Raw genomic sequence first — 22,534 nt, 5'->3', positions numbered from 1 at the left:
GAAGCTATTGCCTTAGCTTAGCTGTTTGCCGGCGGCGGGTGAAAGCACTGTGCTTGTATCGGGATATTAAGTTCGACCAGATGTCGCAATACCCTCGCCGGGTGGCCAGGCGGATGCCGTCGGGGGCCAAGTCAGGTAGAATGCGCGCCCGATTTATGGAGACCAACATGACCCTGCTCAAATTCAGCGATGTGTCCCTCGCATTCGGCGCCATGCCGCTGCTGGACAACGTGTCCTGGCAGATCGCTCGTGGCGAGCGGGTGTGCATCATCGGCCGCAACGGCACCGGCAAGTCGAGCATGCTGCGCCTGGTCAAGGGCGAGCAGAAGGGCGACGACGGTGAAATCTGGCGTGCCCCGGGCCTGAAGATCGGCGAGCTGCCACAGGAGCTGCCGGTGGCCGACGAGCGCACGGTGTTCGATGTGGTGGCCGCAGGCCTGGACGGCGTGGGCGAGTTGCTGGCGCAGTTCCACCACCTGAGCCTGAACATCCAGGGCGATGAAGACCTGGAAAAACTCATGCACGTCCAGCACGAGCTGGAAGCCCGTGACGGCTGGCGCCTGCAGCAGGTGGTGGAAAGCACCCTCAGCCGCCTGCAGCTGCCGGCCGACAAGACCCTGGCCGAGCTGTCCGGTGGCTGGCGCCGCCGCGTGCTGCTGGCCCAGGCGCTGGTGTCGGAGCCCGACCTGCTGCTGCTCGACGAGCCGACCAACCACCTGGACATAGGTGCCATCGCCTGGCTCGAAGAGGCCCTGCGCGGCTTCAACGGCGCGGTGCTGTTCATCACCCACGACCGTTCCTTCCTGCAGAACCTGGCCACCCGCATCCTCGAACTGGACCGCGGCGGCCTGATCGACTGGAACGGCGACTATGCCAGCTTCCTGGTGCACAAGGAGGCCGCGCTGGCCGCCGAGGAAACCGCCAACGCGCTGTTCGACAAGCGCCTGGCCCAGGAAGAAGTGTGGATCCGCCAGGGCATCAAGGCCCGCCGTACCCGCAACGAAGGGCGCGTGCGCGCGCTGAAGGCCCTGCGCGTGGAGCGCAGCGAACGCCGCGAGCGCCAGGGCAAGGCCAACATCCAGATCGAGGCGGCGGAAAAGTCCGGCAAGCAGGTGATGGTGCTGGAGAATGTCAGCTTCCATCACCCCGAAGGGCCTGTACTGGTCAAGGACTTCTCCATGGTCCTGCAACGTGAGGACCGCATCGGCCTGCTGGGCGCCAACGGTACTGGCAAGACCACCCTGCTCAAGCTGATGCTCGGCGACCTGGAGCCGACCGCAGGCAAGGTCGAGCGCGGCACCAAGCTGGAGGTGGCCTATTTCGACCAGATGCGCCACCAGCTCGACCTGGAAAAGACCGTTATCGACAACCTGGCCGAAGGCCGCGATTTCATCGAGATCGACGGCCAGAACCGCCACGTGTTGAGCTACCTGGGCGACTTCCTGTTCAGCCCTCAGCGTGCCCGCACGCCGGTCAAGGCGCTGTCGGGTGGCGAGCGTGCACGGCTGTTGCTGGCCAAGCTGTTCAGCAAACCGGCCAACCTGCTGGTGCTTGACGAACCGACCAACGACCTGGACGTGGAAACCCTCGAACTGCTCGAGGAGGTGCTGTCCAACTACAAGGGCACCGTGCTGATGGTCAGCCACGACCGGGCCTTCCTCGACAACGTCGTCACCAGTACCCTGGTGTTCGAAGGCGAGGGCAAGGTGCGTGAGTACGTCGGTGGTTACGAGGACTGGATTCGCCAGGGTGGCTCGCCGAAGCTGCTGGGCGTGACCGAGAGCAAGGGCGGCAAGTCCGAGCTCAACAGCGCGGTGGTTGAAAAGGTCGAGGCCAAGCCAGCGCCTGCGCCTGTTGCAGCGGTGGCCGATGGTTCGAAGAAGAAGCTCAGCTACAAGCTGCAGCGTGAGCTGGAAATGCTGCCGGGGCAGATTGACGAGTTGGAGCAGCGCATGGCCGAGGCCCAGGAAGAAGTGAATGCGGCGGGCTTCTATCAGCGGCCGATTGCGGAAACCTCGGCGGTGCTGGCGAAAATCGAGAAGCTGCAGGGCGAGCTGGATGTATTGGTAGAGCGCTGGGCCGAGCTGGAAGGCTGATTGGCGTTAGCCTGATCCGGCCTCTTCGCGGGTGAACCCGCTCCCACAGGTACTGCACCGCATTCAGCAGCGGCGCGGTCCCTGTGGGAGCGGGTTCACCCGCGAAGAGGCCGGCCAGGTTGAATCATTCCTTCTTCTGCAACCGCACCGCCAGTACATCGCACGGCGCGCCATGCAGCACGTCATTGGCCGTGGAGCCCAGCAGCAACGCCAGGCCGTGACGGCCATGGCTGCCGACCACGATCAGGTCGCACTTCTGGTCCTTGGCCAGCTGGTGGATTTCCTGGCGCGGCTGGCCATAGGTCAGGTGCGAGTCGCCGCGGTGGATGTCCGGGTATTTGTTGAACAGGCGCTCCATGCGCTCCTTGGCCTGGTCGAACTGCTGCTGTTGCAGCTGCGACAGGTCCATCGGCACGTCACCGCCGAACGCCATGGCCATCGGCTCGACGATGTGTACCAGCGAAACCTTGGCATTCGACGGCGCGGCGAGCGCCATGGCACGTTTGATCACCGGGTCGCATTCTTCGGTCAGGTCGACGGCGACCAACAAATGTTCGTATTGCATGAGCGGAACTCCTGACAATCGCGATAGAAGAAGTATGGTCGCTTTCGGGCGGGTCTTCCGTGAAAAATGGCTAACCAGCTCATTTGCAACGTTTTATGGGAACTACTGATATGACGGTATTGCTGGTGGTGTCAATCCTTGCGCTGATTCTCAGCCCGCTTTCCTGGCTGCGCACCTCGCGCAAGCAGAGCGAGCAGATGAAGCTGCGCCTGGAGGCGCGGCGCATGGGCCTGGCCATGCAGCTGGCGCCGCAGCAGTGGCCGCACTGGCTGGAAAAGGAGCCGCCAAGCCCGTGCCCGCAATACCATCGGGCACGTCGTCGCGGGCATGAGGATAGCTTCAGTTTCTGGCAGATCACCCCGGGGGTGTGGTTGAACCAGTGGCGTGAACCCTGCGAGGACCCGCGCTTCATGGAGCCCCTGGCGCGCTTGCCGGCAAGTGTCTACAAGGTCGAGGCCGATGCCCGGATGATCGCGCTTTACTGGACCGAGCGGGGCGATACGGGTGTATTGCAGGATGTTGCCTACGTCCTCGAAGCACTCGCCTGATACCTGTCTGGCACGGTCATTGTGGGAGCGGGCATGCCCGCGAACACCGGCGCAGCCGGTGCCAGCCACCGCGTTGAATTCTTCGCGGGCACGCCCGCTCCCACAGGGAATGCGGAGGTTTCAATAGCTATGAACGACAAAGCGGCGGCTTGGCAGAACCCTGAAGGGGTGGGGTGCCAAGTCGCCGCTTTGCGTTCTGCTGCGCAGAAAAGGCCAGGCAGGCCGGGTATGCATTCAAGCAAGTGCCAGTGTAGCCGTTCGAAGTCGCCGCGCAAGGCAAAAGCTTAAGCATTTTCCTGCGGTTGATGGTCAATCGCCGACATGAATAGTCAGCAATCACCGTCAGCATGTTTAGTACCTGGACGCTACAAAATGACCGGAAAGTCGTGTTTTCACCTTGCTTGCGAGCATTTGACAACGCCGATCTTTTCGGAGAATGTGTGCACACCCAAATCAAACGGGCGTATGAATTGAGCGTTTGTATGTCATGACGCCAAGCCATACTTCCGACTAGCGCGCTGACGGGTGTGCCTGGGGCAGGGCAGCTAAACCTGCTTTTGCTGCAGCGATCGGCGTGTACAGTTCAGCTTCCATATCGTGGAGATCAGTTGATGATTTACGAAGGTAAAGCCATCACGGTTAAGGCTCTTGAAAGTGGCATCGTCGAGCTCAAGTTCGACCTCAAGGGTGAGTCCGTCAACAAGTTCAACCGCCTGACCCTGAACGAGCTGCGCCAGGCCGTCGATGCCATCCAGGCCGACGCCTCGGTCAAGGGCGTGATCGTCAGCAGTGGCAAGGACGTGTTCATCGTCGGCGCCGACATCACCGAGTTCGTCGACAACTTCAAGCTGCCCGAGGCCGAACTGGTCGCCGGCAACCTGGAAGCCAACCGCATCTTCAACGCCTTCGAAGACCTCGAAGTGCCGACCGTCGCCGCCATCAACGGCATCGCCCTGGGCGGCGGCCTGGAAATGTGCCTGGCCGCCGACTACCGGGTCATGTCCAGCAGCGCCAAGATCGGCCTGCCGGAAGTCAAGCTGGGTATCTACCCGGGCTTCGGCGGTACCGTGCGCCTGCCGCGCCTGATCGGTTCGGACAATGCCATCGAGTGGATTGCCGCCGGCAAGGAAAACCGTGCCGAAGACGCCCTGAAGGTGGGTGCCGTCGATGCCGTGGTCGCGCCGGAACTGCTGATGGCCGGTGCCCTTGACCTGGTCAAGCGCGCCATCAGTGGCGAGCTGGACTACAAGGCCAAGCGCCAGCCCAAGCTGGAAAAGCTCAAGCTCAACGCCATCGAGCAGATGATGGCCTTCGAGACCGCCAAGGGCTTCGTCGCCGGCCAGGCCGGCCCGAACTACCCGGCCCCGGTCGAAGCCATCAAGACCATTCAGAAGGCCGCCAACTTCGGCCGTGACAAGGCCCTGGAAGTCGAGGCCGCAGGCTTCGCCAAGCTGGCCAGGACTTCGGTTGCCGAAAGCCTGATCGGCCTGTTCCTCAACGATCAGGAACTCAAGCGCAAGGCCAAGGCGCATGACGAAATCGCCCACGACGTGAAGCAGGCCGCCGTGCTTGGCGCCGGCATCATGGGTGGCGGCATCGCCTACCAGTCGGCGGTCAAGGGCACCCCGATCCTGATGAAGGACATCCGCGAGGAAGCCATCCAGCTGGGCCTGAACGAGGCCTCCAAGCTGCTCGGCAACCGCGTCGAGAAGGGCCGCCTGACCCCGGCCAAGATGGCCGAGGCACTCAACGCCATTCGCCCGACCCTGTCCTATGGCGATTTCGCCAATGTCGACATCGTCGTCGAGGCCGTGGTCGAGAACCCGAAAGTCAAGCAGGCCGTGCTGGCCGAAGTGGAAGGCCAGGTGAAGGACGATGCGATCCTCGCTTCCAACACCTCGACCATCTCCATCAACCTGCTGGCCAAGGCGCTCAAGCGCCCGGAAAACTTCGTCGGCATGCACTTCTTCAACCCGGTGCACATGATGCCGCTGGTGGAAGTCATCCGTGGCGAGAAGTCCAGTGAAGTGGCGGTCGCCACCACCGTGGCCTACGCCAAGAAAATGGGCAAGAACCCGATCGTGGTCAACGACTGCCCGGGCTTTTTGGTCAACCGCGTGCTGTTCCCGTACTTCGGCGGCTTTGCCAAGCTGGTCAGCGCCGGTGTCGACTTCGTGCGTATCGACAAGGTCATGGAAAAGTTCGGCTGGCCGATGGGCCCGGCGTACCTGATGGACGTGGTCGGCATCGACACCGGCCACCACGGCCGCGATGTGATGGCCGAAGGCTTCCCGGACCGCATGAAGGACGAGCGCCGCTCGGCCGTTGACGCACTGTACGAGGCCAACCGCCTGGGCCAGAAGAACGGCAAGGGCTTCTACGCCTACGAAACCGACAAGCGCGGCAAGCCGAAGAAGGTCGCCGACGCCAGCGTGCTCGACGTGCTCAAGCCGATCGTCTTCGAACAGCGTGAAGTCACCGACGAAGACATCATCAACTGGATGATGGTCCCGCTGTGCCTGGAGACCGTGCGCTGCCTGGAAGACGGCATTGTCGAAACTGCCGCCGAAGCCGACATGGGCCTGGTCTACGGCATTGGTTTCCCTCCCTTCCGCGGTGGTGCGCTGCGCTACATCGACTCGATCGGTGTGGCTGAATTCGTTGCCCTGGCCGATCAGTACGCCGACCTGGGGCCGCTGTACCACCCGACCGCCAAGCTGCGTGAAATGGCCAAGAACGGCCAGCGCTTCTTCAACTGAGCGGTCAACGAGCTAGAGCGAGAGATTTGATATGAGCCTGAATCCAAGAGACGTGGTGATTGTCGACTTCGGTCGCACGCCGATGGGCCGCTCCAAGGGTGGCATGCACCGCAATACCCGCGCCGAAGACATGTCGGCGCACCTGATCAGCAAGCTGCTGGAGCGCAACGACAAGGTCGACCCGAAAGAGGTCGAGGATGTGATCTGGGGCTGCGTCAACCAGACCCTCGAGCAGGGCTGGAACATCGCCCGCATGGCCTCGTTGATGACCCAGATCCCGCATACCTCCGCAGCGCAGACCGTCAGCCGCCTGTGCGGCTCGTCGATGAGCGCGCTGCACACCGCCGCTCAGGCGATCATGACCGGCAACGGTGATGTGTTCGTGGTCGGCGGCGTGGAGCACATGGGCCACGTCAGCATGATGCATGGCGTCGACCCCAACCCGCACCTGTCCTTGCATGCCGCCAAGGCTTCCGGGATGATGGGCCTGACCGCGGAAATGCTCGGCAAGATGCACGGCATCACCCGTGAGCAGCAGGACCTGTTCGGCCTGCGTTCGCACCAGCTGGCCCACAAGGCCACGGTCGAAGGCAAGTTCAAGGACGAAATCATCCCGATGCAGGGCTATGACGAGAACGGTTTCCTGAAAGTGTTCGATTTCGACGAAACCATTCGCCCGGAAACCACCCTCGAAGGCCTGGCGTCGCTGAAGCCGGCGTTCAACCCGAAAGGCGGTACCGTCACTGCCGGTACTTCGTCGCAGATCACCGACGGTGCGTCGTGCATGATCGTCATGTCCGGCCAGCGCGCCATGGACCTGGGGATCCAGCCATTGGCGGTCATCCGCTCCATGGCGGTGGCCGGTGTCGACCCGGCGATCATGGGCTATGGCCCGGTGCCGTCGACCCAGAAAGCCCTCAAGCGTGCCGGCCTGACCATGGCCGACATCGACTTCATCGAGCTCAACGAAGCCTTTGCCGCACAGGCCTTGCCAGTGCTGAAGGACTTGAAAGTGCTCGACAAGATGGATGAGAAGGTTAACCTGCACGGCGGCGCTATTGCCTTGGGCCACCCGTTCGGTTGCTCCGGGGCCCGGATTTCCGGCACCCTGCTCAACGTCATGAAGCAGAATGGCGGCACCCTGGGGGTGGCGACCATGTGCGTCGGCCTCGGCCAAGGTATCACCACTGTCTTCGAACGCGTCTGATCGCGTAGCGGGACAGCGACCGGGGCCTTGCGCCCCGGTTTTGTTTTTTACAGGTTTTATTCAAGAGGGTGGGCAACATGCAGATACAACCAGGCGTATACCGGCATTACAAAGGGCCTGAGTACCGTGTCTTCAGTGTTGCACGGCATTCCGAGAGCGAAGAGTGGATGGTGTTCTACCAATGCCTGTATGGTGATTACAGCTTCTGGGTACGGCCACTTTCCATGTTCCAGGAGTCCGTCGAGGTTGACGGCGAGCAGGTGCCACGCTTTGCTTTGGTCAAGGCCGAAGAGGGGCTGCCCGGGTTGCTGGGCAAGTCGCACGAGTGATAGTCCGAACTTGACCTCACACTTTTGCCACTATATATAGCGGTGCCGCGTCTGGCACCTGACGCGTTTTTTATCTTCAGATTCAGGAATACTCCGATCCATGGGCAAATCGCTGGTCATTGTGGAATCCCCGGCCAAGGCCAAGACCATCAACAAGTACCTGGGCAACCAGTACGTGGTGAAGTCGAGTATCGGCCATATCCGAGACCTCCCCACCAGCGGTTCGGCCAGCGCCAGCAAAGAGCCGGCCGCCAAGCGTGGCAAGGCCGCGGGTGAGGCTCCGGCCCTGTCGCCGAAGGAAAAGGCCCGCCGCCAGCTGGTGGCACGCATGGGCGTCGACCCCGATCATGGCTGGAAGGCCAAGTACGAGATCCTGCCTGGCAAGGAAAAGGTGATCGAAGAACTGCGCCGCCTGGCCAAGGATGCCGACACCATCTATCTCGCAACCGACTTGGACCGCGAAGGGGAGGCCATTGCCTGGCACCTGCGCGAGGCCATCGGCGGCGACGACACCCGCTACAAGCGCGTGGTGTTCAACGAAATTACCAAGAAGGCCATCCAGGATGCCTTCTCGCAGCCAGGCGAGCTGGATATCGACCGGGTCAACGCCCAGCAGGCACGACGCTTCCTCGACCGCGTGGTCGGCTACATGGTTTCGCCGCTGCTGTGGGCCAAGATTGCCCGTGGCCTGTCCGCCGGCCGTGTACAGTCGGTAGCGGTGAAGCTGGTAGTGGAGCGCGAACGTGAAATCCGTGCATTCATCCCGGAAGAGTACTGGGAAATCCACGCCGACCTCGGCACCGCCAAGAACGCCAAGGTGCGGTTCGAAGTGGCGCGCGAAAAGGGTGAGGCCTTCAAGCCGTTGAACGAAGCGCAGGCCATGGCAGCGCTGGAGAAGCTCAAGGCTTCCAGCTATAGCGTGGTCAAGCGCGAAGATCGCCCGACCAGCAGCAAGCCGTCGGCACCGTTCATTACCTCCACCCTGCAGCAGGCGGCCAGCAACCGCCTGGGCTTCGGTGTGAAGAAAACCATGATGATGGCTCAGCGTTTGTACGAAGCGGGTTACATCACCTACATGCGTACCGACTCGACCAACCTGTCGGCCGACGCCCTGGACATGGCACGCAGCTACATCGAGCGTGAGTTCGGCAAGCAGTACCTTCCCGAGGCACCGCTGGTGTACGGCAGCAAGGAGGGCGCCCAGGAGGCGCACGAAGCGATTCGTCCTTCTGACGTGAATACCCACCCGACCAAGCTCAGTGGCATGGAGCGCGACGCCGAGCGCCTGTACGAGCTGATCTGGCGCCAGTTCCTGGCCTGCCAGATGCCGCCAGCGCAGTACCTGTCCACCAGCGTCACCGTGGCTGCGGGCGATTTCGAGCTGCGTGCCAAGGGCCGCATCCTCAAGTTCGACGGTTACACCCGTGTGCTGCCGCAGCAGAGCAAGCCGGGCGAAGACGACGTGTTGCCGGAAATGGTCCAGGGCGAAGCGCTGAAGCTGATCCAGATCGACCCGAGCCAGCACTTCACCAAGCCACCGGCGCGCTTCACCGAAGCCAGCCTGGTCAAGGAAATGGAAAAGCGCGGCATCGGCCGCCCGTCGACCTATGCGGCGATCATCTCGACCATTCAGGACAGAGGCTATGTGACCCTGCACAACCGCCGCTTCTATTCCGAGAAGATGGGCGATATCGTCACCGAGCGCCTGTCCGAGAGCTTCTCCAACCTGATGGACTACGGCTTTACCGCCGACATGGAAGAGAACCTCGACGACGTGGCCCAGGGCGAGCGTGACTGGAAGAACGTGCTCGACGAATTCTACGGCGACTTCAGCAAAAAGCTGCAGACCGCCGAGTCCAGCGAAGACGGCATGCGCGCCAACCAACCGACCATGACCAACATTCCGTGCAAGGAATGTGGCCGGCCGATGATGATCCGCACCGCCTCTACCGGCGTGTTCCTCGGCTGCTCGGGCTATAGCCTGCCGCCAAAAGAGCGCTGCAAGGCCACCGTCAACCTGGTGCCGGGCGACGAGATTGCCGCCGACGACGAGGGTGAATCGGAATCCCGCGTGCTGCTGGGCAAGCACCGCTGCCCTATCTGCGCCACGGCGATGGATGCCTACCTGCTGGACGAGAAGCACAAGCTGCACATCTGCGGTAACAACCCGGATTGCACCGGCTACGAGATCGAGGAAGGCAACTACCGCATCAAGGGCTACGAAGGGCCGAGCCTGGAGTGCGACAAGTGCGGCAGCGAGATGCAGTTGAAGACTGGCCGCTTCGGCAAGTTCTTCGGTTGCACCAACCCGGCGTGCAAGAACACCCGCAAGCTGCTCAAGAGCGGCGAGGCGGCGCCACCGAAGATGGACAAGGTGGACATGCCGGAGCTCAAGTGCGAGAAGGTCGACGATACCTACGTGCTGCGTGATGGCGCTTCGGGGTTGTTCCTGGCCGCCAGCCAGTTCCCCAAGAACCGCGAAACCCGTGCGCCGCTGGTGCTGGAGATCGTGCCGCACAAGCATGAGATCGACCCGAAGTACCACTTCCTGTGCGATGCGCCGCAGAAAGACCCGGATGGCCGCCCGGCGGTGATCCGTTACAGCCGCAAGACCAAGGAGCAGTACGTGCAGTCCGAGGTTGATGGCAAGCCGACCGGCTGGAAGGCGTTCTACGACGGCAATGCGTGGAAGGTTGAAGACAAGCGTTGATCTGTCAGTGCTGTAATTGGGGCCGCTTCGCGCCCCTTCGCGGGCTTGCCCGCTCCTACAGGTACAGCGCAGGCCTTGGGCTTGATGCAATTCCTGTGGGAGCGGGCAAGCCCGCGAAGGGGCGCAAAGCGGCCCCAATCATTTATGATGCAGCTATCCGCCTTGCAGCCTCATGGGAGGGCACAGAAATGGCCCAGGAACTTTACACCCGCACCAACCAGAAACTGTTCTTTGCCGGCCTCGCCCTGGAATCCATGGCCAAGGCCGAACAAAGCCAGGCCATGAATGCCCAAGGCCTGGTCCAGGCCGAACGCGAGTCGGCGCTGTTCCACCTGTACGGCGCACTGCTGGGCCTGTGTCATGAAATTGGTGGCTTCTACCGCCTGCCTGTGGTTGCAACGGTTGAGCAAGCACTGGCTGACGACGCCCTGAACGGCATCGCTATTCCGGAAGTGGCCGAACTGCTGGAGCTGGCCCGCCAGCGCGAAACCTGGTTGGCGCAAATGCTCGGTGCTTATGCCGATTTGTTCCGACCACCGGTCGCGAAAAAAGCGCCGAAAACCGACGTCACCCAGCCACTGATCCAGGCCGTCAATCTCGATGAGCCCGAGCATCCGGCGTTGTCGCGTGCCGAACTGGAAAGCTGGCGCAACAACCTCAAGGGCCTGGTGAGACGTTTCCGTGACGCGTTGAGTGAGTGCTGATAGCAGCTACGGCTGGTACAATGCCGGCCTTTCGCGGAGAACTGCCATTTATGTCTACGTCGTTTCTGGAAATTGTCGAGTTGCCTGATGGCCGCATCGAACTGCGTCGCGCCGAGGATGAGGGCTCTCTGGTAACCCTGGATTTCTCGGAAGACGCCAAGGCGTTCCTGCAGGGCCAGCATGTGGAGGTGGCCAAGGCCATGCTCAGTGTGGGTGTACAGATGGCCGGTCGCCTGATGGATGGCGAGCTTGAGCATGACGAAGGGCCACGCGTGCTGCACTGAGGTGCAGCAGGGGCATCAGGCTTTATGCAGTGACAGGCGAAGCCTGAACATCAGCCGAGGCGGATGTTCAGGCTTTGTGCGTTTCCGGCACTGGCAGCGCGCAGCAATTGCTGGCGTGCAGTGGCGTTGACGTTGCCCAGCCAGCTGACCACGGTGTGGCTGAGGCCCAGGCGCAAGGCTTCGCAGGCCAGTTGAAGCGGGCTTTGATTGCCGCGAGGTTGCAGCAGCAGGATACGTTCACGGTTGAGCCCGGCATCGCGCAGCCAGGCCTGGGTCAGGCTCGACGGCGGGGCGATCAGGGTCAGCCAGCGGGTCTCGTCCTCTTCGCTCAGTTCGCGCAGCACCGGTGCCAGCAGGCTTTGGCAGTGCCCGGGGGCTCCGCGTAGCGACAGTTCGCTGAACAGCTCGGGCTGGTTGCTCTTGCGCGCCACTTCGCTGACTTTCAGGCCAGGCAGTACGGGCTGGGCGAGGAATGCTTCGAACAATGGCAACTGGGCTTGCTCGGGTGCGTGAATGAACTGCTGCATGACGCCTCCTGGATCAGCGGCGAATGACGCCGACGCTCAAGCCCTCGATCACCAGCTCCTGTTCTTTCAGGTCAACTTCGATAGGGGCGAATTCGGGGTTCTCGGCAAGCAGCCAGACTTTGCTGCCTTCGCGTTTGAAGCGCTTGACGGTGACTTCATCGCCGATACGGGCCACGACGATCTGGCCGTTGCGGGCTTCGCGACAGGTATGTACTGCCAGCAGGTCGCCATCGAAGATGCCGACGTCCTTCATGCTCATGCCGTGTACGCGCAGCAGGTAGTCGGCCTGGGGGTGGAAGAAGTCGGGGTTGATGTTGCAGGATTGCTCGATGTGCTGTTCGGCAAGGATCGGTGCACCGGCGGCAACCCGGCCGATGATGGGCAGGCCGCTTTCTTCGGCCTTGGCTTCCAGGCCGGGGATGCGAATGCCACGGGAGGCGCCCGGGGTCATCTCGATCGCCCCCTTGCGGGCGAGGGCCTTGAGGTGTTCCTCGGCGGCGTTGGGCGACTTGAAGCCCAGCTCCTGAGCGATCTCGGCGCGCGTCGGCGGAAAGCCGTTGTCTTCCAGGCAGCGCTTGATGAACGCGAGAATTTCGGCTTGGCGTGGCGTCAGTTTCAACATGATGAGCGCTCTGTCTTTTTGTACAGTGACTGGAATTATATACAGTACTGGATGCGCTGCAAGCCAAAACCTGCAATAAACAGCAGGAATGGCGCTTGCAGCAGCCCGCCTGGCGCTTTTAAATGGCGACCGACCGGTCACCGAGCCTTGACAGAAGCAGGGCTGAAACGTATGTTTCAAACACCTGTTTGTCTGGCGGAGTAGTCGGAGTAGTCATGGCCCAATCGGAAACCGTTGAACGCATTCTCGATGCTGCCGAGCAGCTGTTCGCGGAAAGGGGGTTCGCAGAAACCTCGTTGCGGCTGATTACCAGCAAGGCCGGGGTCAACCTGGCGGCGGTCAACTATCACTTCGGCTCCAAGAAGGCCCTGATCCAGGCGGTGTTCTCGCGCTTCCTCGGGCCGTTCTGCGCCAGCCTCGAACGTGAGCTGGAGCGGCGCCAGGCCAAGCCGGAGCAAAAGCCCAGCCTCGAAGAGCTGCTGGAAATGCTGGTAGAGCAGGCGTTGGCTGTGCAGCCGCGCAGCAACAACGACCTGTCGATCTTCATGCGCCTGCTGGGCCTGGCCTTCAGCCAGAGCCAGGGCCACCTGCGGCGTTACCTGGAAGACATGTATGGCAAGGTGTTCCGCCGCTACATGCTGCTGGTCAACGAGGCCGCGCCGCGCATCCCGCCGCTGGAACTGTTCTGGCGCGTGCACTTCATGCTCGGTGCTGCCGCCTTCAGCATGTCTGGCATCAAGGCCCTGCGGGCAATTGCCGAGACCGATTTCGGCATCAACACCTCGATCGAGCAGGTGATGCGCCTGATGGTGCCGTTCCTGGCTGCAGGCATGCGAGCCGATAGCGGTGTTACCGACGACGCCATGGCCACCGCGCAGCTGCGCCCGCGCATCAAGACCAGCGCAAGCGCCACCACCGCCAAGGCCTGAAGGCTGGGCGGGGCGGGGCGCTTCGGCTAAGCTAGCGCTCATGCCTGACCTCGACTTCCTGCACATTTCCCTCGCCGACCAGCGCCTTTATGGCTTTGCCCATGGCCAGCTGCGCGTGCGCCTGCCGGTTTCCACGGCGCGCAACGGTGCCGGCGAGCGCAACGGCTCGGGTTGCACGCCGTGTGGCTTGCACCAGGTGCGGGCGAAGGTCGGTGCGGGCCTGCCGCTGAATGCGGTATTGGCCGGGCGGCGCTGGACCGGCGAGGTGTGGTCGCCAGCCTTGCATGCGCAATATCCCGGCCGGGACTGGATCCTTACCCGCATCCTCTGGCTCAGTGGCTGTGAGCCGGGTATCAACCGCCTGGGCGCTGTTGACACCTTTCGCCGTTATATCTACTTGCACGGCACTCCGGATACGGAACCCATGGGCGTAGCGCTGTCCCATGGTTGCATACGCCTGCGCAACACCGATTTGCTAAGCCTGTTCGAGCAGGTGCCGGCACATTGCCCGGTACGCATCGAGCAGGCCGCCTGCCCCCAGTGGGCTTCTCTCAGTCTTCAATGAAGGATTACCCATGACTGTCAGCCTGCAAGGCTCCCTGATGGTGGATATCGCCGGTAAATGGCTGACCGCCGAAGACCGTCACCTGCTGCGCCAGCCTGAAGTGGCCGGCCTGATCATCTTTGCCCGCAACATCGACAGCCCGCGCCAGGTGCGTGAGCTGTGCGCATCGATCCGCGCCATCCGCCCCGACCTGATCCTGGCGGTGGACCAGGAGGGCGGCCGCGTGCAGCGCTTGCGCCAGGGCTTTGTGCGCCTGCCGGCCATGCGTGCGCTGGCCGACAATGACAACGCCGAGTACCTGGCCGAGCAGTGTGGTTGGTTGATGGCGACCGAGGTGCTGGCAGTTGGCCTGGACCTCAGCTTTGCCCCGGTACTCGACCTGGACCACCAGCGCAGCGCCGTGGTTGGCAGCCGTGCCTTCGAGGGTGACCCGTTGCGCGCCACGCAACTGGCTGGCGCGTTCATCCGTGGCATGAATGCGGCGGGCATGGCGGCCTGTGGCAAGCACTTCCCGGGGCATGGCTGGGCCGAAGCGGACTCGCATGTGGCCATCCCCACCGATGAGCGCAGCCTCGAGCAGCTGCGCCAGGCCGACCTGGTGCCGTTCAGCCGCCTGAGCGGGCAGCTGGCGGCGGTGATGCCGGCGCATGTCATCTACCCGCAGGTCGATAACCAGCCGGCTGGCTTCTCGCGGCGCTGGTTGCAGGACATCCTGCGTGGCGAGCTGGGTTTCGACGGGGTTATTTTCAGTGACGATTTGTCGATGGCCGGCGCGCATGTGGTCGGGGACGCGGCCAGCCGCATCGAGGCGGCGTTGAGCGCTGGCTGTGACATGGGCCTGGTGTGCAATGACCGGGCGGCGGCGGAGCTGGCGTTGAGTGCGGCGCAGCGGATGAAGGTCAAGCCGTCGCCACGGATTGCCCGGATGCGCGGGCAAGGGTTTGCGCGGACGGATTATCGCCAGCAGCCACGGTGGCTGGAGGCGTTGGGGGCGTTGCGGGAGGCGCAGTTGGTCGATTGACCGCGCCGGCCTCTTCGCGGGCGCGCCCGCTCCCACAGGTGCGGCGCTGGTTTGATATTGGTGTTGTACCTGTGCTGGCCTCTTCGCGGGTGAACCCGCTCCCACAGGTACGGCACCGCCCTTGAGGGCACTGATATCCCTGTGGGAGCGGGCACGCCCGCGAAGAGGCCGGTACCGGCAGCAGACGATTCTGGCCTACCGCCCGCGCTTCCCGGGCAGCGGCGCAAACAGCGCTTCGATCTCTTCATCCCCCAGCCGCCATTGCCCGGCCTGCCCGCCATCGAGCAGGCTCGCTGCCAGCGCTGCCTTCTCCTGCTGCAACAGCTGGATCTTTTCTTCCACCGTGCCCCGGGTGATCAGCTTGAACACGAACACCGGCTTGTCCTGGCCTATGCGGTAGGCGCGGTCGGTAGCCTGGTTCTCGCTGGCCGGGTTCCACCAAGGGTCGAAGTGGATCACCGTGTCTGCGGCCGTCAGGTTCAAGCCCACGCCGCCCGCCTTGAGGCTGATCAGGAACACTTCGCTATCCCCCTGCTGGAACTGTTGCACCGGTGTACGCCGGTCGCGGGTGTCGCCGGTCAGCAGGCTGTAGCGGATCTTGCGTTTCTCCAGCTCTTGCTCGATCAACGCCAGCATCGAGGTGAACTGCGAGAACAAAAGCACCCGGCGCCCTTCGCTGAGCAGCTCTTCGAGCATTTCCAGCAGCGCGCCCAGTTTGCCCTTGTCGGCCTGGTTGCCTTTGCTTTCCACTCCCTTGACCAGGCGCAAGTCGCAGCAGACCTGGCGCAGCTTGAGCAGGGCGTCGAGGATGATGATCTGGCTGCGCGCGGCGCCATTGCGGGCGATTTCATCGCGGACTTTCTTGTCCATGGCCACCCGCACGGCCTCGTAGGTGTCACGCTGGGCATCGCTGAGCTCGACCCAGTGCACCATCTCGGTCTTGGCCGGCAGCTCGGTGGCCACCTGTTCCTTGGTGCGGCGCAGCAGGAACGGGCGGATGCGGCTGGCCAGGTGGGCCATGCGCTCGCTGTCGCCGTGGCGCTCGATCGGTGTGCGGTAGTCCTGGTTGAAGCGCTTCAGGTCACCCAGCCAGCCAGGCATGAGGAAGTGGAAAATCGACCACAGCTCGCCCAGGTTGTTTTCCATTGGCGTGCCGGTCAGGCAGACGCGCTGATTGGCCTGCAGCTCGCAGACGGCGAGGGCGGCCTTGCTGGTGCTGCTCTTGATGTTCTGCGCCTCGTCCAGCACCAGCACATGCCAGGCCTGGGCGCGCAGGTGCTCGAGGTCGCGCGGCACCAGGGCGTAGGTGGTCAGGACCAGGTCGTATTCGTGCAGCTTGGTGAAATGCTTGCTGCGCCCCGGGCCTTGCAGGGCCAGCACGCGCAGCTCGGGGGCGAAGCGCTGGGCTTCGTCCAGCCAGTTGGGCACCAGGCTGGTCGGCATTACCGCCAGGGCCGGTGCGTTCAGGCGCCCGGCCTGTTTCTCCAGCAGCAGGTGTGCCAAGGCCTGCAGGGTCTTGCCCAGGCCCATGTCGTCGCCAAGGATGCCGCCAGTACCCATCTCGCGCAGCGCTTGCAGCCAGTTCAGGCCTTGTTGCTGGTACGGGCGCAGGCTGGCCTGTAGCCCCGTCGGCGGTTCTACCTGCAGGTCTCGGGCATCGCGCAGGCGGCGGCCCAGGTCGCGCACATGCTCGCCACCCTCCCAGTGCAGGGGCAGGCCTTCGATGTCGTTCAGGCGTGCGGCATCGGCACGGTCCAGGCGCAGGGACGGGCCTGCGGCGTCTTCGTGCAGGTACAGCTCGCCCAGGGTGCCCATCACTGCCTTGATACGGCCATAGGGCAAGGCAACGCGCAGGGCCGGGGCATCGAGGCGGCCGCGGTTGAGGTCGATCAGCAGGTGCTCGTCGTCACTGCGCCGGGCCAGTTCGCTGGGGCGCAGCAGTTCCGGGTTGCTGCGCAGCAGTTGCAGCACGATCGGCAGCAGGCTGTGACGCTGGCCATCGACCACGATGCCCAGCTCCAGGTCGAACCATTCATGGCCGGGCGCTTCGTCGATGGTCGCGTACCAGTCGTCCACCTCCTGCAGGTTGAAGGCGAAGTCGCGGTGGATATCGATGTCCCAACCGGCTTCGCGCAGGTGCGGCAGGCCTTCGCGGGCAAAGCGCAGCCAGGCTTCGTCATCGGGCAGCTGGAGCATCTCGCCGGCGCTGTCAGGCAGGGCCTTGCTCTGACGGGTCGCGGCCTTGAATCCGAGGTCGCGTAGCACCTTGCGCAGTGCCTGCTCAGCCTGGGGCTGGCGGCGGATGCGCTGGCTGGTGTCGCCGACCAGGCGGGTCAGCGGTTTGTCGTCGCTGCCGCTGGCGCGCAGCCCGTCGTAGTCGAATGCCAGCGCTGCACGGTGTTGCATCTGCCGTTGCATCCGCCCGGTCTTGGGCATGTAGGCGCTGAATTCGAGGCTGCCGAGGGTCAGGTGCGGCCTGGGTGGTAGATCGTCGATGAGTTGTTCGTTCAGCGTTGTCGGCGTCGGGAGTTGGTGGTTCAAGGCGTTGAGCTTGTGGCTGAGGGGGACTACGAGGTGTTCCGGGACATCGGGGGCGATTGTCAGTTGCAGGGCAATGTGTGAATCGAGTGAGTGTTCGATCTTGCCCACTTCACTGGTGGCGAAATTGAAATAATAAAGGGGCAGTAGCGGAATCACGCAGTTCAGGGGCGTTTCGCCGTGATACCAGATGCCGCGATAGTGGCCGTTGTCCAGGCGTACCCAGCGGAATTCCGCCGCAAGCGTCGCACCCTCGCGCAGCATTGGCTTGTATTCGTCGTAAAGCATGCGGCCGGTATCCAGGGCGCGCTGGAACAATTCGCCGCCTTCACGGCCCTTGAGCTGGTAACCACGGTCCTGGCTGCCGACCTGATTCAGGGCCGAAAGCAGGCGCAGGATGCGGATATCCTCTTCCCTGACGAAGCGAGGGGGCTCGTACAGAAATTCATACAGTGACTGCACGCGGCTGTAGCGTATGCCGTTTTCTTCGCGGATGCCTTTGCGCACTCGCAAGGCGCAGCCAGGCTCGTCGGTCAGCCTGAGCTGATAGCAGACCATGCGGCCGCGTTTGTCTTGCGCTTCGGCGGGTTGCTGAGATGGCTGTTCCAGGCCCTTGAGCCAGCGTTGGAGGTTGGCCGGCAGTGTCTCACCGCCATTGTCCCACGCGGCCTGCGGCTCGCTCAAAACGAACAAGGCAGCGGCGCAATGCTTGCAATTGTGTCCTACGGGGCAGCTGCACTGGCCGCGTACGTGGCAGCGGCCAGCCATGGCGCTGAGCGTGATCTTCTGGCGATACGGGCTGCCTTCGCTTCCGCAGCAGGTGGCTTCGATGAGCGGGCCACTGCATTTTTCGATTTTTACCCGGTCTTCCCGGGCGTAACGCTCACCGCGCTGCAGAACCGGGTCGGTGAACGACTGGGTCCAGTTCGGGTACTCGCGCAGCAACTGGAGAGCGTCACGACTCATTGCATCACTGCTCCATCATCTCCGGGTCCATCACCGGCATTTTCGGCGTACCCGGTGGCGTCACCTTCAGCAGCACCGCCAGGTGCCCGCCGTCGAGGAAGGTCAGCTGGCCGCCCTTGACGTTGCTGTTGCTCTGCTTGAACTGTTCGCTTTGCAGCACGCTGCCGTTGCCGTCCAGCTGGTTGACCCAGAAGTTGGCCTCGACCGCGATGAAGCGGCCCTCGGCGATGCTCAGGTTGCCTTCGATAGGGAAGTGGCCGAACTGCTCGGCGCCTTCGCCCAGGGCGATGCGGCTGGGCTCGCTGCCCACGTGCTGCTGCCAGGCCTTGTGCAGCAGCACGGTGTAGTCGGCGGTGGCTTCCAGGCGGGTGGCTTCGTCTTCCAGCGCCAGGCGGCGCTCGGCGTCCTTCTCCAGGCGTGGAGCGCCGGCGCTCCAGTCTTCGGGGGCGAACGGGCTGGTGAAGGCGGGCACGCTGTTCTGCCGCACCAGGATCATTTCTACCTGATACAGGCCTTCGGCGAAGGCGGCCGGGGCGAACAACGCCAGCAGCAGGGTCAGGCAACGGATGGCACGCATGGGTCTTCCTTAAGCAGGCTGTGGGGTCAGGCGCTCGAACAGCGCCTCCAGGGTATTGAAGCGTTCGTCGGGGCGTTCCATCGGCACCAGGAAGCGGAACTGGGTGGCGCCTTCGAACTTGTAGCGTTTGGGCTGGCCCTGGATCAGCTTGATCAGGGTCAGCGGGTCGACCGGGGTCTCGGCCTCGAACTCGAGCTTGCCGCCGTTGGGGCCGGCGTCGACTTTCTTGATGCCGAGCTTTTCCGCGTGCAGCTTGAGCGAGGTCAGACGCATCAGGTTCTTGGTCGGCTCGGGCAGCAGGCCGAAGCGGTCGATCATTTCCACTTGCAGGTCCTTGAGGCCTTCTTCGTCGGCGGCCGAGGCAATGCGCTTGTACAGGATCAGCCGCGCATGCACGTCGGGCAGGTAGTCCTCGGGGATCAGTGCCGGCAGGCGCAGGTTGATTTCCGGGCCGCCGCCCAGCGGCTGCTCAAGGTTTGGCTGGGTGCCCTTGCGGATCGCCTTGACCGCGCGTTCGAGCATTTCCATGTACAGGGTAAAGCCCACCGCCTGGATCTGCCCGCTCTGGCCTTCGCCCAGCAGCTCGCCGGCGCCGCGAATTTCCAGGTCGTTGGTGGCCAGCACGAAGCCGGCGCCCAGGTCCTGGGTGTTGGCAATCGCCTCCAGGCGTTTTTCGGCGTCGGCACTGACCTTCTGCCGGGTTGGCGTCAGCAGGTAGGCGTAGGCCTGGTGGTGGCTGCGGCCCACCCGGCCGCGCAGCTGGTGTAGCTGGGCCAGGCCGAACTTGTCGGCGCGCTCGATGACGATGGTGTTGGCGCTGGGCACGTCGATGCCGGTTTCGATGATGGTCGAGGCCACCAGCACGTTGAAGCGCTTGTGGTAGAAGTCGCTCATCACCTGTTCCAGCTCGCGCTCGCGCATTTGCCCGTGGCCGATGCCGATGCGCGCCTCGGGCACCAGTTCGGCAAGGTCGGCGGCGCATTTCTCGATGGTTTTCACATCGTTGTGCAGGTAGTACACCTGGCCACCGCGCAGCAGCTCACGCAGCAGCGCCTCCTTGACCGTGCTCTTGTTCTGTTCCATGACGAAGGTGCGTACCGACAGGCGGCGCGCCGGCGGCGTGGCGATGATCGACAGGTCGCGCATGCCCGCCACCGCCATGTTCAGCGTGCGCGGGATCGGCGTGGCGGTGAGGGTGAGGATGTCCACCTCGCTGCGCAGGGCCTTGAGCTGTTCCTTCTGGCGCACGCCAAAGCGGTGTTCTTCGTCGATGATGGCCAGGCCCAGGTCCTTGAAGCGCACATCGTCCTGCAGCAGCTTGTGGGTGCCGATGAGGATGTCGATCTTGCCTTCGGCCAGGTCGGCGGCGGCGTTGGCCACTTCCTTGGCCGACTTGAAGCGGCTCATCACTTCCACGGTCACAGGCCAGTCGGCGAAGCGGTCGCGGAAGCTGTTGTAGTGCTGTTGGGCGAGCAGGGTGGTGGGTACCAGCACGGCCACCTGGCGGCCGCTGTGCACGGCGATGAACGCCGCGCGCATGGCCACTTCGGTCTTGCCGAAGCCGACGTCGCCGCACACCAGGCGGTCCATCGGCTTGGGCGCCAGCATGTCGGCGCGCACGGCTTCGATGGCAGCTTGCTGGTCCGGGGTTTCCTCGAACGGGAAGCCGGCGCTGAAGGTGGCGTAGTCGGCGGACGGGTCGGCAAACGCATAGCCCTTGCGCGCGGCGCGGCGGGCATAGATGTCGAGCAGTTCGGCAGCCACGTCGCGCACCTGTTCAGCGGCCTTGCGCTTGGCCTTCTGCCAGGCCTCCGAGCCCAGCCGGTGCAGCGGTGCCAGGGCATCGTCGCTGCCGGTGTAGCGGGCGATCAGGTGCAGGTTGGCCACCGGCACGTACAGCTTGGCGCCCTCGGCGTATTCCAGGGTGAGGAATTCGGCGGCCTGGCCGTCGATTTCCAGGGTGGCCAGGCCCAGGTAGCGGCCCACGCCATGGTCGATGTGCACCACCGGTGCGCCTTCGCGCAGCTCGGTAAGGTTCTTGATCACCGCGTCGTTGGCAGTTTCGCCGCGCTTGTCGCGGCGGCGGCGCTGCATCACCCGCTGGCCGAACAGCGGGCTTTCGGCGACCAGGGCCAGGCCTGGGTCGTCCAGCAGCAGGCCGTCGTCCAGCGGGGCGATGGTGATCGCCAGGCGCTCGCTGCCGGTGATGAAGTCGGCCCAGCCGTCGACGCTGTGTGGGCGCAGTTTCAGCCGTTCGAGCAGCTCCAGCAGCACTTCGCGGCGGCCGGCCGATTCGGCGGTGAACAGCACGCGGCCGGGGAACTGGTCGAGGAAATTGGCCAGTTCGGCCAAGGGCTGGTTGGCCTTGGCCTCGATTGCCAGGTTGGGCAGCGCGCGGGCCGGGAAGCGCTCGCGGCCCGCGCCCGGGTCGAGGTCTTCAGTGCTGACCACTACCCGTGGCCATTGCTTGAGCCGGGCGAAACAGTCTTCCACCGGCAGGAACAGCTCGGCCGGCGGCAGCAGCGGCCGGCTCAGGTCGCCACGGCGGTCTTCATAACGCCCGCGCACGTCGTTCCAGAAGTGTTCGGCGGCCTGTTCCACGCCAGGCAGCGAAAACACCTGGGTGTCGGCCGGCAGGTAGTCGAACAGGGTCGAGGTTTCTTCGAAGAACAGCGGCAGGTAGTACTCGATGCCAGCGGGGATGATGCCGCTGGCCAGGTCCTGGAAGATCGCGCTGCGGCGGAAGTCGACGTCGAAGCGTTCACGGAAGCGCGCCTTGAAGCGGGTCACTTCTTCTTTCTGCATCGGGAACTCGCGCGCCGGCAGCAGGCGTACCGAATCCACCTTGTCGATCGAGCGCTGGGTCTCGGGGTCGAAGGTGCGCAGCGTCTCGATTTCGTCATCGAACAGGTCGATGCGGTAGGGCAGCTTGCTGCCCATCGGGAACAGGTCGATCAATGCGCCACGTACGGCGAACTCGCCATGCTCGTAGACCGTGTCGACGCAGCGGTAGCCGCTGGCCTCCAGGCGCAGGCGCATCTGTTCCACGTCGATGGTCTGGCCCACGTCCAGCACCAGGCTGCTGCCCAGCAGGAAACGGGTCGGCGCCAGGCGGTGAAGGGCGGTGGTGACCGGCACCACGAGGATGCCGTGGCTCAGCTCCGGCAGGCGGTAGAGGCTGGCGATGCGCTGGGAAATGATGTCCTGGTGCGGCGAGAACAGGTCGTAGGGCAGGGTTTCCCAATCGGGGAACGGCAGCACCGGCAGGTCCGGGGCAAAGAAGCGAAGTTCCTGTTCCAGACGATCGGCAGCCTGGCTGTCGGCAGTCAGCAGCAGAGTGAAGCGGCCCGCGCTGCTGGCGGCCTCGGCGATGGCCAGGCTGAGGGCGGCACCGGGTAGATTGCCCCAGGTTTGTTTGCCGGCCGTGGCCGACATTTGCGGTAGGCGCAGAACTGACACGGGAGATCGCACTCCAAGCGTTGCGGCAAAGAGATCGATTGTACCGGTGACGATGCCGGCTGTCAGGCTCGAAAGGGCATGAACGCTGGCTTGCGTGGTCGCGACAGGCGCTCATTGCCCGCAACGCG

Annotated in this window: 17 protein-coding genes; 11 read left to right on the top strand and 6 right to left on the bottom strand. The window is 63.7% G+C overall.

Translation table 11 applies throughout. The features are described from left to right. Positions 1 to 167: 167 nt before the first annotated feature. Positions 168 to 2,096 carry an ATP-binding cassette domain-containing protein gene (locus J5M71_RS09425; protein WP_063913893.1) on the top strand — a complete coding sequence of 643 codons (1,929 nt, stop codon included), beginning with the start codon at positions 168 to 170 and terminating at the stop codon, positions 2,094 to 2,096. 124 nt (positions 2,097 to 2,220) lie between these two features. On the opposite strand, the gene J5M71_RS09420 is transcribed toward J5M71_RS09425, so the two are convergent. Further along, entirely contained in the window at positions 2,221 to 2,661 is a 441-nt protein-coding gene (locus tag J5M71_RS09420) for a universal stress protein (protein ID WP_056806485.1), read from the bottom strand. Between the two features lie 110 nt (positions 2,662 to 2,771). Between J5M71_RS09420 and J5M71_RS09415 the strand changes: the two genes are divergently transcribed. The 7 genes from J5M71_RS09415 (at position 2,772) to J5M71_RS09385 (ending at position 11,202) form a co-directional block, all read left to right on the top strand. Continuing rightward, positions 2,772 to 3,209 carry a hypothetical protein gene (locus tag J5M71_RS09415; RefSeq protein ID WP_207831702.1) on the top strand — a complete coding sequence of 146 codons (438 nt, stop codon included), beginning with the start codon at positions 2,772 to 2,774 and terminating at the stop codon, positions 3,207 to 3,209. A gap of 611 nt (positions 3,210 to 3,820) precedes the next feature. Beyond that, positions 3,821 to 5,968, top strand: a complete 2,148-nt coding sequence (gene fadB, locus J5M71_RS09410; protein WP_207831700.1) for a fatty acid oxidation complex subunit alpha FadB — start codon at positions 3,821 to 3,823, stop codon at positions 5,966 to 5,968. 31 nt (positions 5,969 to 5,999) lie between these two features. Beyond that, positions 6,000 to 7,175, top strand: coding sequence for an acetyl-CoA C-acyltransferase FadA (gene fadA, locus J5M71_RS09405; RefSeq protein ID WP_013971712.1), 1,176 nt, complete (start codon positions 6,000 to 6,002; stop codon positions 7,173 to 7,175). Positions 7,176 to 7,252: 77 nt separating this feature from the next. Continuing rightward, on the top strand, positions 7,253 to 7,504 hold the full coding sequence (locus J5M71_RS09400) for a DUF1653 domain-containing protein (RefSeq protein WP_023661154.1): 252 nt from the start codon (positions 7,253 to 7,255) through the stop codon (positions 7,502 to 7,504). A 100-nt stretch (positions 7,505 to 7,604) separates the two neighbouring features. Beyond that, positions 7,605 to 10,214, top strand: a complete 2,610-nt coding sequence (gene topA / locus J5M71_RS09395) for a type I DNA topoisomerase (RefSeq protein WP_063913896.1) — start codon at positions 7,605 to 7,607, stop codon at positions 10,212 to 10,214. A 188-nt stretch (positions 10,215 to 10,402) separates the two neighbouring features. Next, positions 10,403 to 10,918, top strand: coding sequence for a DUF6586 family protein (locus J5M71_RS09390; RefSeq protein WP_063913897.1), 516 nt, complete (start codon positions 10,403 to 10,405; stop codon positions 10,916 to 10,918). 50 nt (positions 10,919 to 10,968) lie between these two features. Continuing rightward, the gene (locus J5M71_RS09385) at positions 10,969 to 11,202 is read left to right on the top strand and encodes a hypothetical protein (RefSeq protein WP_085625656.1); all 234 of its coding nucleotides are present in this window, start codon (positions 10,969 to 10,971) and stop codon (positions 11,200 to 11,202) included. Positions 11,203 to 11,252: 50 nt separating this feature from the next. Here J5M71_RS09385 and sulA read toward each other — a convergent pair whose 3' ends face one another. Then, positions 11,253 to 11,729, bottom strand: a complete 477-nt coding sequence (gene sulA, locus J5M71_RS09380; protein ID WP_207831698.1) for an SOS-induced cell division inhibitor SulA — start codon at positions 11,727 to 11,729, stop codon at positions 11,253 to 11,255. 13 nt (positions 11,730 to 11,742) lie between these two features. After that, complete coding sequence (lexA, locus tag J5M71_RS09375) at positions 11,743 to 12,351, bottom strand: transcriptional repressor LexA (protein WP_004376420.1); 609 nt, start codon at positions 12,349 to 12,351, stop codon at positions 11,743 to 11,745. A 215-nt stretch (positions 12,352 to 12,566) separates the two neighbouring features. Between lexA and J5M71_RS09370 the strand changes: the two genes are divergently transcribed. From J5M71_RS09370 to nagZ, 3 genes are read left to right on the top strand one after another with little or no spacing between them, the layout of a single operon-like run. Continuing rightward, entirely contained in the window at positions 12,567 to 13,280 is a 714-nt protein-coding gene (locus J5M71_RS09370) for a TetR/AcrR family transcriptional regulator (RefSeq protein ID WP_207831696.1), read from the top strand. Positions 13,281 to 13,320: 40 nt separating this feature from the next. Beyond that, the gene (locus tag J5M71_RS09365) at positions 13,321 to 13,845 is read left to right on the top strand and encodes a L,D-transpeptidase (RefSeq protein ID WP_207831694.1); all 525 of its coding nucleotides are present in this window, start codon (positions 13,321 to 13,323) and stop codon (positions 13,843 to 13,845) included. A gap of 22 nt (positions 13,846 to 13,867) precedes the next feature. Beyond that, positions 13,868 to 14,866, top strand: a complete 999-nt coding sequence (nagZ, locus tag J5M71_RS09360) for a beta-N-acetylhexosaminidase (protein ID WP_207831813.1) — start codon at positions 13,868 to 13,870, stop codon at positions 14,864 to 14,866. Positions 14,867 to 15,061: 195 nt separating this feature from the next. Here nagZ and J5M71_RS09355 read toward each other — a convergent pair whose 3' ends face one another. The 3 genes from J5M71_RS09355 to mfd are packed head-to-tail and all read right to left on the bottom strand — an operon-like array spanning position 15,062 to position 22,406. Further along, complete coding sequence (locus J5M71_RS09355; RefSeq protein ID WP_207831692.1) at positions 15,062 to 18,370, bottom strand: DEAD/DEAH box helicase; 3,309 nt, start codon at positions 18,368 to 18,370, stop codon at positions 15,062 to 15,064. Positions 18,371 to 18,374: 4 nt separating this feature from the next. Continuing rightward, positions 18,375 to 18,947, bottom strand: coding sequence for a CsiV family protein (locus J5M71_RS09350; protein ID WP_207831690.1), 573 nt, complete (start codon positions 18,945 to 18,947; stop codon positions 18,375 to 18,377). A gap of 9 nt (positions 18,948 to 18,956) precedes the next feature. After that, on the bottom strand, positions 18,957 to 22,406 hold the full coding sequence (mfd, locus tag J5M71_RS09345) for a transcription-repair coupling factor (RefSeq protein WP_207831688.1): 3,450 nt from the start codon (positions 22,404 to 22,406) through the stop codon (positions 18,957 to 18,959). Positions 22,407 to 22,534 lie beyond the last annotated feature (128 nt).

Source organism: Pseudomonas sp. 43(2021), assembly GCF_017490805.1.
In the GTDB taxonomy this organism is placed as follows: Bacteria; Pseudomonadota; Gammaproteobacteria; order Pseudomonadales; family Pseudomonadaceae; genus Aquipseudomonas.
The sequence above is the reverse complement of the archived record's forward strand: the minus strand, read 5'-3'. Positions and strand labels throughout refer to the sequence as shown.